Annotated in this window: 13 protein-coding genes; 5 read left to right on the plus strand and 8 right to left on the minus strand. The window is 72.1% G+C overall.

Translation table 11 applies throughout. From position 1 onward, the window contains the following. Positions 1-26: 26 nt before the first annotated feature. From K228_RS0108480 to K228_RS0108490, 3 genes are read right to left on the minus strand one after another with little or no spacing between them, the layout of a single operon-like run. A complete protein-coding gene (locus K228_RS0108480) occupies positions 27-407 on the minus strand; it encodes a TFIIB-type zinc ribbon-containing protein (RefSeq protein WP_025618051.1) in 381 nt (126 codons plus the stop codon). A 19-nt stretch (positions 408-426) separates the two neighbouring features. Continuing rightward, positions 427-1,059 (minus strand): phosphoribosyltransferase, encoded by a 633-nt coding sequence (locus tag K228_RS0108485; protein WP_025618052.1) that lies wholly within the window; start codon positions 1,057-1,059, stop codon positions 427-429. Continuing rightward, a complete protein-coding gene (locus K228_RS0108490; RefSeq protein ID WP_025618053.1) occupies positions 1,043-2,368 on the minus strand; it encodes a glycosyltransferase 87 family protein in 1,326 nt (441 codons plus the stop codon). Before K228_RS0108490 ends, K228_RS0108485 begins: the two co-directional genes overlap by 17 nt. A gap of 180 nt (positions 2,369-2,548) precedes the next feature. Here K228_RS0108490 and moaC point away from each other — a divergent pair, with 180 nt between their 5' ends. The 4 genes from moaC to K228_RS0108510 are packed head-to-tail and all read left to right on the plus strand — an operon-like array spanning position 2,549 to position 5,240. Then, on the plus strand, positions 2,549-3,040 hold the full coding sequence (moaC, locus tag K228_RS0108495; RefSeq protein WP_025618054.1) for a cyclic pyranopterin monophosphate synthase MoaC: 492 nt from the start codon (positions 2,549-2,551) through the stop codon (positions 3,038-3,040). Continuing rightward, positions 3,037-3,510 carry a MogA/MoaB family molybdenum cofactor biosynthesis protein gene (locus K228_RS0108500; protein WP_025618055.1) on the plus strand — a complete coding sequence of 158 codons (474 nt, stop codon included), beginning with the start codon at positions 3,037-3,039 and terminating at the stop codon, positions 3,508-3,510. The genes moaC and K228_RS0108500 overlap by 4 nt, the downstream gene beginning before the upstream one ends. Positions 3,511-3,564: 54 nt before the next feature. Further along, the gene (locus K228_RS0108505; protein WP_025618056.1) at positions 3,565-4,815 is read left to right on the plus strand and encodes a molybdopterin molybdotransferase MoeA; all 1,251 of its coding nucleotides are present in this window, start codon (positions 3,565-3,567) and stop codon (positions 4,813-4,815) included. Beyond that, positions 4,812-5,240: a molybdenum cofactor biosynthesis protein MoaE gene (locus K228_RS0108510; RefSeq protein WP_025618057.1), complete on the plus strand. Its 429-nt coding sequence runs from the start codon at positions 4,812-4,814 to the stop codon at positions 5,238-5,240. Before K228_RS0108505 ends, K228_RS0108510 begins: the two co-directional genes overlap by 4 nt. Before the next feature lie 85 nt (positions 5,241-5,325). Here the strand turns inward: K228_RS0108510 and K228_RS0108515 are convergent, their stop codons facing one another. Both K228_RS0108515 and K228_RS0108520 read right to left on the minus strand, forming a co-directional pair. Further along, a complete protein-coding gene (locus K228_RS0108515) occupies positions 5,326-6,759 on the minus strand; it encodes a glycosyltransferase 87 family protein (protein ID WP_025618058.1) in 1,434 nt (477 codons plus the stop codon). A 210-nt stretch (positions 6,760-6,969) separates the two neighbouring features. Next, entirely contained in the window at positions 6,970-7,515 is a 546-nt protein-coding gene (locus K228_RS0108520) for a DoxX family protein (RefSeq protein ID WP_025618059.1), read from the minus strand. Positions 7,516-7,659: 144 nt separating this feature from the next. On the opposite strand from K228_RS0108520, the gene K228_RS0108525 reads away from it, so the two are divergent. Then, the gene (locus K228_RS0108525; protein ID WP_029723415.1) at positions 7,660-8,196 is read left to right on the plus strand and encodes a GNAT family N-acetyltransferase; all 537 of its coding nucleotides are present in this window, start codon (positions 7,660-7,662) and stop codon (positions 8,194-8,196) included. Positions 8,197-8,229: 33 nt separating this feature from the next. Here the strand turns inward: K228_RS0108525 and K228_RS0108530 are convergent, their stop codons facing one another. From K228_RS0108530 to K228_RS0108540, 3 genes are all read right to left on the minus strand, one after another. Beyond that, complete coding sequence (locus tag K228_RS0108530; protein ID WP_025618061.1) at positions 8,230-9,468, minus strand: ATP-binding protein; 1,239 nt, start codon at positions 9,466-9,468, stop codon at positions 8,230-8,232. A gap of 189 nt (positions 9,469-9,657) precedes the next feature. Further along, the gene (locus K228_RS0108535) at positions 9,658-10,170 is read right to left on the minus strand and encodes an LppU/SCO3897 family protein (protein WP_025618062.1); all 513 of its coding nucleotides are present in this window, start codon (positions 10,168-10,170) and stop codon (positions 9,658-9,660) included. An 82-nt stretch (positions 10,171-10,252) separates the two neighbouring features. After that, a complete protein-coding gene (locus K228_RS0108540; RefSeq protein ID WP_025618063.1) occupies positions 10,253-13,441 on the minus strand; it encodes a UvrD-helicase domain-containing protein in 3,189 nt (1,062 codons plus the stop codon). Between the last annotated feature and the right edge of the window lie 53 nt (positions 13,442-13,494).

Here is a 13,494-nt window from a genome sequence, read left to right on the forward strand (position 1 = left end):
TCCTTCCGGACGTGCCGTACCGGCGCTCAGCCGAGCAGGTCGCCCAGGAAACCCTTGTGCCGCTTCCGCCGGTAGTGCCCGTGGTAGCCGTAGTGCTGACCGTGGCTGCCGTAGGCCGGGGCCGGAGCCGGGGGGTAGCCGTGCGCGGGCGGCGGTGGGGGCGGCACGGTGCCGTAGCCGGGCTGCTGCGGCGAGGGCGGCGGGTACCCGCCGGGCTGGCTGGGCTGGGCGGGTGCCGGAGCGGCCTGCTGCTGCCGGTTCCAGTTAGCCTCCGCCTCGAACAGCTTCTCCAACTCGCCGCGGTCGAGGAAGATCCCCCGGCACTCGCTGCACTGATCGATGACGACGCCACTGCGCTCGTACTGGCGCATCTCGCCGTGACACTTGGGACAGGTGAGGCTCATCATCCGACCGTACCTGGTTGACCTAGGCGGTCGCGGTCAACGTGGCGGTCACTTCGTCGTCGGAGACCTCGTGGAAGTCGTCGTAGTAGGCGCTGACCGCGGTGAACTCGGCCGGATGCTGCGGGCAGACAACCTGATCGGCCTCGGCGGAGAGCAACTCGTACGCCTCCTGCGAGCCGACCGGGGCAGCCGCCACCACCCGCCGGGCACCGAGGTGGCGGGCGACCTGGACCGCGGCGCGGGCGGTGGCGCCGGTGGCGAGGCCGTCGTCCACGATCAGGGCGGTGCGGTCGGTGAGGTCCAGTGGCGGCCGGTCGGCCCGGTAGAGCCGCTCCCGGCGATCCAATTCGGCCCGCTCCTGGCGGTCCACCTCGGCGATCTCCGTTGGGCTGAGCCGGCTGGCGATCCGCTCGTTGAGCACCTGGGCCCCGCCGGGACCGATCGCGCCGAACGCGACCTCGGGCGCTCCGGGAAGGCCGAGCTTGCGGACGGTGATCACATCGAGCGGGGCCTCGAGCCGGCGGGCGATCACCTCGGCCACCGGCACTCCGCCGCGGACCAGAGCAAGCACGATGACATCGGGTTCGCCGACGAGCGCGGTCAGCCGGTCGGCGAGCGCCTGACCCGCGTCGCCGCGGTCACGAAAGGTGGTCACCTCTCAGGTGTACGCCGTGTGAGCCGGCTCCGTGGCGGGTTGCTGGATTCCGGCGGGCGAGGGCGGGGGCCCAGATCAGGAAGGCCAGGGGATAGAGCAGGTAGCCGAACCGGCTGGCGGGCATGAGCAGGAGCGCGACGAGGAGCCCGTACCCGCAGATGAGTGACGCGGCGGCGGCTGTACGCGGTGGGCGGCGGGTGAGCCGCAGGGCGAAGGCCAGCCCGACGGCGAGCAGCAGTCCGCCGGCGAGTATCCGCCCGGCGGGCAGCCCGGTGGAGATCAGGTGGCCGGGGAGCGGGGACTGGGCTGGGCTGGTGACCAGGCCCTGGCCGAGCGGGAAGCGGAGCACGTTCTCGATCAACGCGTCGGGGTCGATCAGCAGGACCGGCAGCAGGGCGATGACCGGCAGCCCCAGGGCGCCGACGAGGACCCGCCGGCCGGACGATCGGGTGGCACCCCAGACGGCCAAGACCACCGCGACCGGCCAGGCGAAGAGCTTCAGGGCGGCAGCCAACCCAACGGCCGCTCCGGCTCGGCCCGGCCGGCCGGCGGCGGCGAGGGTCAGCGCAAGCAGGCAGAGCGCGAGAACGGGCAGGTCGTCGCCGCCGGTGGCGAGGGTGAGCGCGCTGACCGGCAGGATCGTGGCGGCCTGTACGCCGCGCAGGATGGCGTCGCCGGGCCGGTGTGGGTCGCGGGCCCCGGCTCGCCAGAGCGTCCGCCCGGCGAGCGCGAGGATGACGACGGTGGCGAGCGCGAACCACACCCGGGCGTCGGTCAAGGCGGTGTCGACGATGGCGCGGGGCAGACCGAACAGCGCCATGCCCGGTTGGTACGGGGTGTAGCCGAAGAGCTGCTCGCTGGTGGGGAGCGCGGCGATCGCCTCGCGGCTGAGATAAGGGGTGCCGGTCTCGATCAGCCGCCGCCCAGAATCCTCAATGACGATGACCTCCTCCTGCGCCCGGTCGGTGCGGCCGAGGGCCCGTTCGATGCTCTGCCAGAGCACCGGTAGCAGCACGGTGGTGGTGGCGGCGAGCCCGGCGACCATCCAGCGGGTGGAGAGCCCGGTCAGCGGGGAGCCGGGGCGGCGTCGCCAGATCAGCAGCTGGGCGGTGGCGGCGACGGCGGCGACGAGGTAACCGGCGGTGGCGACACCGCCCCACGCGCGGTGCGGGGCGATGGTGGAGGTCAGGGTGGTGACTGCGGCGAATCCGGCCGAGGCGGCGTAGAGGGCCAGGTCGACGGCGAGGCCACCGGCGGCGTTGTCCAGGGCGGGCCACCCGCGGCGTACCCCCGGAACGGCGCTGGTCACGCGGTCAGTTTTGCAGATCGGCGGCGGCGGGTCAGGCGGGCTGGGAACGACCGCGGCGGTAACCGGCCGGCGGCGGTGGGAAGGCGGACGACCGTACCGAAAACCCCCTGCGCGGCGCCGTGCTGGCAGCCGCGCCAACCGGCGGCCGGGCCGGGCGCCGCAGTGGCTAGACTCGCCGTTGTGACGGATTCCGCGCAGCTCACCCACGTTGATGCGGTAGGCGCAGCCCGGATGGTTGACGTCTCCGCCAAGGCGGTGACCGGGCGGCTGGCCGTCGCCGCCGGCCGGCTCCGCACCACCCGTGCGGTCGTTGACCTCCTGCGCCGCGACGGGCTCCCCAAGGGGGATGCGCTCGCCGTCGGCCGGCTTGCCGGGATCATGGGCGCGAAACGGACCCCGGACCTGATTCCGCTCTGCCACCCGATCGCCCTGCACGGGGTCGCCGTTGACCTGATCCTCACCGACGACACCGTCGAGATCACCGCGACCGCCCGGACGGCCGACCGCACCGGCGTCGAGATGGAGGCGCTCACCGCCGTCGCGGTCGCCGGCCTGGCCCTCGTGGACATGGTCAAGGCGGTCGACCCGGCGGCCACGGTGGACGCGGTCCGAGTCCTGCGCAAGGAGGGCGGGGCGAGCGGTGAGTGGGTCCGTCCCGAGGACCGGCCGTGATCCGGGCGCGAGTGGTCGTCGCCTCCAACCGGGCCTTCGCCGGTGTCTACTCGGACACCAGCGGCCCGCTGCTCGTTGCCGGCCTGCGGGAGCTGGGCTGCACGGTGGACGAGCCGGTCATCGTGGTCCCGGACGGAGACCCGGTCGGCGCGGCGCTGAGTGCTGCCGCCGCCGAGGGGGTGGATGTCGTGGTGACCAGTGGCGGCACCGGCATCAACCCGACGGACCGTACCCCGGAGGTGACCCGGGAACTGCTCGACCACGAGATCCCGGGCATCGCGGAGGCCGTCCGCGCGTACAGCCGGGACCGCGTGCCCACCGCGGTGCTGTCCCGGGGAGTCGCCGGTGTCCTGGGTCAGACGCTGGTGGTGAACCTCCCTGGCTCGACCGGGGGCGCCCGCGACGGGCTGGCCGTGCTCGGACCGATCCTCGCCCACGCTGTCGACCAGCTCCGTGGCGGGGACCACTGATCGGTTCGCGAACCAACGGTCCCGTGGCTGCCCCGATACTCTCGTCGGGTGAGCATGGAAGCCGCAGCCGCCGACCCCGTCGCTCCGCCGCCACCCGCGGGCTGGGAGGAGGCGCGTTCCCGGGCGTACGCGGTGGGGCGAGCCGCCGCGCTGCCGGTGGTGAGCCGGCCGCTCGTTGACGTCGACGGGCACACCCTGGCCGAGCCGTTGGCCACCCGGACCCCCCTACCGGCGTTCCGTACGACCAGTGTGGACGGCTGGGCGGTGCGTGGTGCCGGCCCGTGGCGGATCGTGGGTCGGGTCCTGGCCGGCGGGGTCCCGGCGCCGCTGACCCAGGACGGCACCACCGTCGAGATCGCCACCGGTGCGATGGTTCCCGACGGCGCCACCGCTGTGCTGCGGGTGGAGGAGTCGAGCCGTACTTCGGACGGACTGGTGGCCGGCACCCCACGTCCGATGCCCGAGTGGCGGCTGCCGGGTGAGGAGGCCGCTGCCGGAGAGGAGCTGTTTCCGGCCGGGACGCCCGTGGACCCGGCGGTGATCGGGTTGGCCGCCTCCTGCGGACACGACACCCTGCGCGTACGGCGGCAGCCGCGCGCGGCGCTGCTGGTCTTCGGGGACGAACTGTTGACGGCCGGGCCGCCCGGGGCGGGGCGGGTCCGGGACGCACTCGGTCCCGCCGTACCGGCGTGGCTGCGCCGGTACGGGTGTGCGGTGCGCCCCGCCGACGTGGTCGGGCCGGTGGCGGACACCCTCTCGGCGCATGTGGCGGCGCTCAGCGATGCGCTCACCCACGCCGACCTGGTCTGCACGACCGGCGGCACTATGCACGGCCCGGTGGACCACCTGCACCCCGCACTCGAGGCGTTGGGGGCGGAGTACGTGGTCAACACCGTCGCCGTTCGGCCCGGCTTCCCGATGCTGCTGGCCCGGGTGGTCGGCACCGACGGCCGGGTACGCTTCGTCGCCGGGCTGCCCGGTAACCCGCAGTCCGCGATTCTCGCCCTGGCGTCGCTGGTCGCACCGCTGCTGACCGGCCTCGCGGGCCGGTCGATGCCGGAGCTCCCGCAGGCGGTGCTCGCCGAGCCAATCCCCGGGCGAGGCGCCTTCACCCACCTTGCGTTGGTCCGGCTGGATCAAGTCACCGGGACCGCCTATCCGCTCCGACACGTCGGCTCGGCGATGCTGCGCGGCCTGGCCGGCGCCGACGGGTTCGCGGTGATCCGCCCCGGCGCGTCCGGCGAGCCGGGCGACCGGGTGTCGGTCGTGCCGCTGCCGTTGCTGCCCGGGGAGCGCGCGTCGTGACCGCCCCGACCGTGGTGTTCGGCGAGGTGACCGAGCGATCGCTGGATCTCGCCGCACACGAGGGCGCGGTGGCGGACCGGGCTGCTGGCGCGGTGGTGTCGTTCCAGGGTGTCGTCCGGGATCACGACCACGGCCGGGCGGTGGTCGCGCTGACCTATGAGGGGCACCCGAGTGCCGAGCGGGTGCTGCGCGAGGTCGCTGCCGAGGTCGCTGCCGACCCCGACGTGTACGCGGTGGCTGTCTCGCACCGGGTCGGACCGCTGGAGATCGGCGAAGCGGCGCTGGTGGCGGCGGTCAGCACCGCCCACCGAGCCGCCGCTTTCGCCGCCTGTGCCCGGTTGGTTGACGAGGTGAAGGCGCGGCTGCCGATTTGGAAGCGGCAGGTGTTCGCGGACGGCACCGAGGAGTGGGTGAACTGCCCCTGACGCCGCCGTCCGCGCGCGAGGACCGCGGTCGGTGGCTGCCGGACGCCGGTGCCGCGGTCGCCCGTCTTCGGCCAGCGATCGCCGGTCAGCGGCGGCTGACCAGCGGGACGGGACGGCCTGGACGCTCGCCGTAGAAGGCCGGCTCGGCCCCGGGGCGCCAGGGCAGCGCGGCGACCAGCACGATCAGCGCCAGGGCCAGCGAATTCTCCATCAGGGCACCGAAGAGACCGTCCTGATAGTGCGACACCTCGGGCAGTTGGTGCTCGTACGGCCAGATCGGCGAGACGAGAAAGAGGAGATAGAGGGCCAGGGCGGCGGCACCGTGCCGGAGCCCGGTCAGCGTCGGGTACCAGATCGGGGGGCGCAGACCGTTCACTCCGGGTAGGCCCTCCAGGCCGGCCCGGGCGGCGAGCGCCCGGCTGGCGTCCCGGCGGCGGACGGCGGCGTCGGCGAGCACGATGATCGCGGGGATCACCCAGACGAGATGGTGCGTCCAGGAGATCGGGCTGATCACACTGGTGGTGAGCCCGACCAGGGTGAATGCCGTCAGCTCGTCACCGTCTGCCCGTGCGTTGGCGGCCCGGGACAGACCGAGCGCGAGCACCAGGATCGCGAACGTGAACCAGAGCAGCCCCGGGGTCTCGATCGAGTCGTGGAGGCGGGCGAGTAGGCCGGCGAGCGACTGGTTTGGGGTCATGTCGGCGGCACCGACCCGCTCGGTCTGCCAGAGCACCCCACCGAAGTAGGCCCGGGACTCGGGGCCGACGACGGCGAACGACCCGATCGTCACGGCCAGGACGGTGCCGACGGCGGTGGTCGCCGCCCGCCACTGACGGGTGAGCACGAGGTAGGCGATGAAGAGGGCGGGAGTCAGTTTCACCGCGGTGGCGAGGCCGATCCCGACGCCCGCCCAGGCGCCGCTGTAGACGAAGCGCAGCAGCGGTCCGTCGGTGGGAGCGACGTGGGTGCTCCGGCGGGATCGCCAGCGCAGTCCGATCAGGTCGGCCATGACCAGTGCGAACAGCAGCAGATTGACCTGCCCGTAGCCGAGGGTTTCCCGGGATGGCTCGAGGGCGGCGGCGAGCACCGTTGCGAGGGCGACCGCGTACCACAGGGGATAGTTGAGCCGGTCGGCGATCGGGCGGAGTAGCGCGGCGAGGACCACGGCCAGCGCGGCGACGCTCGCCACCGCGTTTACCAGCCCGGCCAGCCCGACCGGAAGATGCGCCATCGGGAGCATGGCGAGCCCGGCGAAGGGTGGGTAGGTGAACCCAAGGGTCGTGTCGGGTGCGATGAACTCGTACAGCTCGTGGCCGTTCGCCCACCACACCGCCGCACCGTGGTAGATCTTCATGTCGAAGAAGTTGTACGGTCGCCCGAACGCGCCGACGGCGAGCCAGGCGGCGTATGCGGCGACGGCCACGACTCCGATCCGGAGGACGGTCCTGTGGTCGAGCCACCGCGGGACGCGGCGAACCGGGGTGAGGCGACGCACCCGCCGACGAAGGGTCGTCGGCATTGAGTGGCCACCCCCGTACCAATATCGTCCTAGCCGTCCTGGTCCGGTACGGAGCCTAGAACGGTCCCTCACGTTTCGCCTCCCGCGTTGTGGGACCGTGTCGGATCCCACACTGGTTTTGACATTTCCACCGGGTTAACGCCGGGTGGGCGGTACATCGGATTCGCCGTTTGGTCCGACGGAGTACGACGGGAGGGGGATCGACGCAGGTCAGCCAGGGAAGCGTCGAGCCGTCGCTGCCGATCGTACGGCGATCCGGGCCTGCCGGCGGGCGGTCCGGACAGCCCGGGTTGCCCGACGCTGGGAGTGGCCGAGCCGCTGACCGGCCCGCCAGCGTAGCCCCGGCTTCCCTTCGGTGTCCGCGGCAGCCAGTAGGAGCCCACCGAAGAGCCCGAGGTTCTTCAGGAAATGGAGTTGGTTGTTGACCCGCACCGCCGGATCCGCGTCAGTCCAGAAAGGATGCCCAGCGATAGTACCGGGAACCAGAGTGCCGGCCAGTACCAAGGCCGCCGGTCGGGTGAGCCGTCCGGTGGCGAGCATTAGGCCGGCACCGAACTGTACGGCTCCATTGGCGCGGATCAGGGTTTCGGTATCGGTGGGGATGCCGGGAACAGCTCGTCGCAGCAGGGGTTCGACCCGGTCGGTCATCGGTTTGGCGGCGGGGGCGAGCCGGCTCGGGGCGGTGAGGCTACGGGCCCCCTCGACCACGAGGATGCCACTGAGCATGACTCGGGCGAGGGAGCGTACGGGTGTCATGGGTCAGTCATACCCTGTCGGATCCGCCGTCACCCCGGCAACGGACCGATCCGAATCGGTTGCCGCAGCTCGCCTGCCACGCCGAATCGCGGGACTGTCCCGGACGGGCCCGCGTCGGAGGGTAAGGTCCCCGGCGTGACCACCATGCGGCTACGGCCCGAGGAATCGGCAGATACCGGTGCGGTTCGTCGGGTCCTCGCCGGCGCGTTCGCCCGTCCCGATGTCACCACCCCGCCGGAGGTCGGCCTCGTTGACGAGCTGCGCGGCAGCGCGGAGTGGGTGCCGGAGCTGGCCATGCTGGCCGAGTACGGCGGTGAGGTCGTCGGCTACGCGCTGCTCACCCGGGTGCGGGTTCGCTCCGACCGCGACGATGTGGCCGCGCTCGTGCTCGGACCGGTGGCGGTGGCACCGCACCGGCAGCGCATCGGGCTGGGCAGCGCGGTGGTGCAGGCGGCCCTGGACGCGGCCGCCGAGCTGGGCGAGCGCCTCGTGGTGGTGTTGGGTGATCCGGCCTTCTACCGGCGGTTCGGGTTCGGCCGGGCCGACCGGCTCGGTCTCACCAGCCCCTGGTCCGGGCTCGGCGAGCCCTGGCAGGCCCTAGTGTTGCCCTCGGTCGGCGGTGGCACGGGACCGCCCCCACCCGGCGAGGTGATCTTTCCTCCACCGTGGTCGAAGGTGTGAGTCGACCGGGCTACGTCGGCTGGCTCGACCGGGCTAGGTCGGCTGGGTGCGGAGGTAGCGGCCGAAGTGGGGCACCGTGAACGCCACCGTGCCGCGTTCGCCGGAGTAGATAAGCCCCTTTTTGATCAGCGCGTCCCGAGCCGGGGAGAGGCTTGCGGGCTTGCGTCCCAGCGCGTGGGCGATCTCGGCGGTCGGCACGGCGGCGTCCATGTCGTCTCGGGCCCGGTCGTCCGCACCGTCAACCAGGGGGAGGGTCGCCATCGCCCGCATGTATTCGCGTTCGGCCGGAGTAGCCCGCTCGAACCGGGAGCCGAAGAAGCCCACCGCCAGCTCGGCCTCGGCGTCCGGCGCCGCCACCCGGACATCGGCGGCGGCGATCGGTGAGCGGGGGGCGTGGTCCCAGGTCGCCTTCCCGTACGCCTGGACGAAGTAGGGATAGCCGCCGGACTTCTCGTAGAGCAGGTCGAGCGCCTTCTGCTCGTACTCGATCTCCTCGCGCTCAGCGGGCGCGCAGAGCGCCTGGTCGGCGGCGATCCGGTCGAGTCGATCGATGCGCTGGTAGCGAAAGAGCCGTTCGGAGTACGACTTCGCTGCGCTGAGTACGGCCGGTAGGTGCGGCAGGCCGGCACCGACCACGATCAGTGGCGCGCCGAGTTGGGACAGCTCATGGCAGGCGGCGCAGAGCGCGGAGACCTCCTCCGGGGCGAGGTCCTGCATCTCGTCGATGAAGACGGCGATGCCGGTGCCGACATCGGCGGCCACCGCGGCGGCGTCGGTCAGCAGCTCCACCAGGTCGATCTCGATGTCGCCGGAGTCGGCCCGCCCGCTCGCGGCGGGGACATCGATGCCGGGCTGCCACCGGTCCCGCAACCGGGGGGCGGCCCCGCCCCGACCGCTCGGGGCGGACCGTTGCGCGAAGGCCTTCAGTACGCCGAGGAAGGCGTCGATGCGGTCCGGAGCGCGGTGCCGGGGGGCTAGCTCGCGCACGGCCATGTGGAGGGCGGCCGAGATCGGGCGGCGCAGCGACTGGTCTGGCCGGATTTCGATCTTGCCGCTGCCCCAGAGCCGGTTGATCGCCTGCGACCGTAGCGTGTTGAGCAGCACCGTCTTGCCCACGCCGCGTAGGCCGGTGAGCATCAGGCTGCGCTCGGGTCGGCCGCGCGAGATCCGCTCCAGCACGATGTCGAAGACGTCCAGCTCACGCCCCCGCCCGGCCAACTCGGGCGGGCGTTGCCCGGCGCCCGGAGCGTAGGGATTGCGGATTGGATCCACGCATCGGAGAGTATCGGGCTGTCTAGCAATCGGGCTAGACCTCGGTAGATGGGGCTACCGGCGTGTCGCGCGCTCCGGTATCGAGTCAGATCTAGGGCTATCTAGCTCCCACGGTAGAAAGCCCTAGATTGGGAAATCAAAGCCTTCGTCCAGTGTCTCGTTGGTTGCCGTCCCCCGGGGGTTCGGTGCTCAGCGTTGCTTCAGGCAGAGCACGAAGTCGAGGGTGTCCAGGTCACTGTCGAAAAAGAACCAGTTGGTGTAGCCGCCGACAGCGGCGCACTTCGCCGCGGCGTCCTCCTCGCCGGTGGTTGGGCCGTCAACGCGGAGCAGCACCTCGTACGTCTGCGGGCCGCACTCGGTGATCAGCAACTCCGGTTTGCCGTCGGCCGGTCCGTCGTTGCGGACGCACTGGCCGACCTCGACGAAGCGGGGGTTGGTCGACGAGTCTGGGGCCGCGACGCTGGGCGCGGGGCTCGCCGACGTAGCTGGCCCGGCCGAGGAGAGCGAGGCTGCGGCGTTGGGGGCTGGGTCCGGTCCCGACGTCGCCGGACCCTCATCGCCCCCGGTGCGGAACCAGAGGATCCCCACCCCGGCCCCGAGGGTCAAGAACGCGACGACGCTGAGTACCGCGACCAGCGGTCCGCGGCCCCGAGAGGGAGGCGGCCCGTCGCCCTGACCGGCCGGTGGTTCGAAGTCCGGCATGCGCATCCTCCTGCGGGAGTGTGAGCGGCCGGACACTCGGGATCCCGCCGCCGTTGCCACCGTGGTGTGGCGGGTGCGATTTTCAGATCAGGCGGAGCTGGCGGTCCTTGGGGCGGCGGGACTCCGGTTCCCCGAGGCGTTCGAAGAGCCCCGGATCTATTGTGGACAAAAATGGAGAGGGTCGACAATCGTACTCGGTTCCGTGCCGGAATCGCCGGGCGGCGTGGCTGAGGTAGAGCCGATCCTGCGCGCGGGTCACCCCCACGAAGAAGAGCCGTCGCTCCTCGGCAATCGCGTCGTCGTCCGGCTCGCTACCCGGCCAGCGCAGTGGCAACAGCCCGTCCTCGGCGCCGACCAGGAAGACCACCGGGAACTCCAGCCCCTTGGCGGCATGCAGAGTGAGCAGGGTGACCGCCTGCGCGCGTGGATCGAGCGCGTCCACCTCCGCCCCCGTCGCCAGCTGGGACAGGAACAGATCCAGGTCGTCACCGCAGCGCTGCGCCAGTGGGGTGAGCAGGTCGACCGCCACCCGTACGTCGGTCGGCCCGGCGGTGCCCGCCGAGCCGTCGAGGGTGGGGGTGGCGAACCGTTGCGCGACCACCTGCCCGGCGAGCCGAACCCGGGCCGGCAGGCCGCCGTCAACGCCGCCGGTGTGCCGCAGCTCCCGGGCGATCTCGGTGACGCCGGGGCGGTCGCGAAGCCGATCATGAGAGCGCTTCTGCACCGGGATGTTCGCCCGGGACAAGGCGTCAACGATCGGCGCGGCCTGCGCGTCAGTGCGGTAGAGCACCGCGATGTCGGAGAACGAGAGCGTTGTCATGGCGCCGTCGATCCGCCCCGAATCCAGCGAGCGGTGCGACAGCCCGCCGACCAACTCGTCCACCGTGCGGGCGACGAAGGTGGCCTCGTCGGCGACGGAGGTGGCCGCGTACCGGCCGAGTAGTGGGGCCTCCGGGTCGAGTCGGGCCGGGTCCAGCCGGCGGCCCCGGACCAGCGACGAGGGGGCGATCGCCTGTACCGCGGCGGCCAGGATCGGTGCCGACGAACGGTAGTTGCGGTTCAGCCGGACCAGCCGGGCATCGGTGAAGTCCTGCGAGAAGCGCAGGAAGTAGCGGACATCGGCACCTCGGAAGGAGTAGATCGCCTGGTCCGGGTCACCGATCGCGCAGAGGCTCCCGTCGGCGGGGCTGAGCAACCGGAGGAGCTCGTACTGCACCTCATCAACGTCCTGGTACTCGTCAACGAAGATCCACTGCCACCGTTCGCGATAGGAGTCGGCCAACCGCGGATCGGCTCGCAGCAGGGCCAGCGGCAGGGTGAGCAACTCGTCAAGGTCGATCAGGTCCTGCTTGCGCAGCAGCGCCAGGTAGGCGTCGTGGTCGTCGCCGGCCTCGGCTCGAGCGGCGGCGCGGTCCGCGTCGTCGGCGATCCGGAAGTTCGCCGGCAGACCGGCGGCCGCGTGGTTTTCCCGCAGGAGCTGCAGGCCGACGGAGTGGAACGTGCCGACGGTGACGTCCTCGGCGACCGGCCCGAGTAGCCCGTCGAGTCGGTGCCGCAACTCCTCGGCGGCGCGCCGGGTGAAGGTGATCGCCAGGCAGCGCTCCGGGAAGACGTTCAGCTCCGCGCAGAGGTACGCGATCCGGTGCGTCAGCGTACGGGTCTTGCCGGTGCCCGGACCGGCCACGATCAGCAGCGGCCCGCCGGGCGCGGACGCGGCCACTCGCTGCATCGCGTCCAGCCGGTCGAGCAGGCCGGTGCCGACCTCCTCCATCCCGGACAGCATCGGCTCGAAGGGCTCGTGCGGCGAGGGGGGTGGCGCGATCGGCGGCGAGGGTGGGTTGACCCGCCTCGGCTCGGGCTTCGTCGCCGGGCGACGGGCCTTCGGCTTCGGGGTCGGCTCCGCGGGGCGGCGCGGCGCCGGCACGGCGGGTACGTCGAAGAGCGTCTCCTGCGCCGCCGCACCCCCGGGGCGGATTTCGGTCGGGTCGAAGAGGGTGATGACGCCGTACTCGCCGTCGAAGCCCGACACCCGGCGGACCTCACCCCGGCGAAGCCGGCCGATGCCCTCGGCGAGGAGTTCGCCGCCGACCCGGTCGATCTCCGTGAGCGGCGTCCGGGTGAGGATCTCCAGCTCCGGACCGAGCGCGGCGATCAGGTCGTTGAGCTTGCCCGCGACCTTCTTGGATCGCGCCCCCACCGTGTTGATCTCACCGAGGAGTTCGGCCAGCGGCACCAGGTGGGTGACGTCACGGGCGTGCGCCGGTCGGTGTCCCGCGGGTCGGTCGGCCAACTCCTCCACCCGGTTGAGGACTCCGATGGTCAGCGGCTTGCCGCACTCCGGGCAGCGCCCGCCGGCCGCCCGGGTCTGCTCCGGTGCCCAGTTGACGCCGCAGAGTCGGTGGCCGTCCGCATGATACTTCCCCTCTTCCGGGAAGAACTCGATCGTCCCGGCCAGGCCGTCGCCGGTCCGCAGCGCCTCCCGGATAGCGAAGTAGTCGCGGGCGGAGCTGAAGACCGTCGCCTCTCGGGCCAGCGCGGGCGGGGAGTGGGCGTCGGAGTTCGACACCAGCTGATAGCGGTCGAGGCTGCCGACCCGCCAGTTCATCTCCGGGTCGGAGGAGAGGCCGGTCTCCACCGCGAAGATGTGCTCGGCGAGGTCGGCGTAGCAGTCGGCGATCGCGTCGAAGCCGGACTTGGAGCCGAGGGCGGAGAACCACGGTGTCCAGATGTGCGCCGGTACGAGGTAGCCGTCCGGGCTCGCCGTAAGGGTGATCTCCAGCAGGTCGCGGGAGTCCAGACCGAGGATCGGCCGGCCGTCCGAGCCGAGGTTGCCGATCCGCCCGAGCGCCGTGTTGAACCGGGCCACCGCCGCCAGGTCCGGTAGGTAGACCAGGTGGTGCACCTTGCGCGTCCGGTCGTCGCGTTTGTAGATCGTGGAGATCTCGACGCTGAGCATGAACCGTACCGGGGCGCTCTCCGCCTCGTCGGCGAGTCGCGGCGGTAGCTGGCGCGCGATCTCCCGCTCGGCCTCCGGAGCGAGCCGGTACAGGCCCGGCTCCGCCGGGTGCAGGGTCTCCCGGAGGTGGTCATACCAGGCGGGGTGGGTGAAATCGCCAGTGCCGAGGACGGCGACGCCCTTACGCCGAGCCCACCAGGCGAGGTTCGGCAGGGTGAGATCACGGCTGCACGCCCGCGAGTACTTCGAGTGGATGTGCAGGTCCGCGACGAAGGACGGGAGGCCACCGGGGGGTGCGGCGTTGATCGGAGGCACGAGGCATCCTGCCATGAAGCCCGCGCCCTACGCTCGCCGCCACGCGCTCACGT

The organism is Salinispora cortesiana (assembly GCF_000484695.1).
Lineage (GTDB): Bacteria > Actinomycetota > Actinomycetes > Mycobacteriales > Micromonosporaceae > Micromonospora > Micromonospora cortesiana.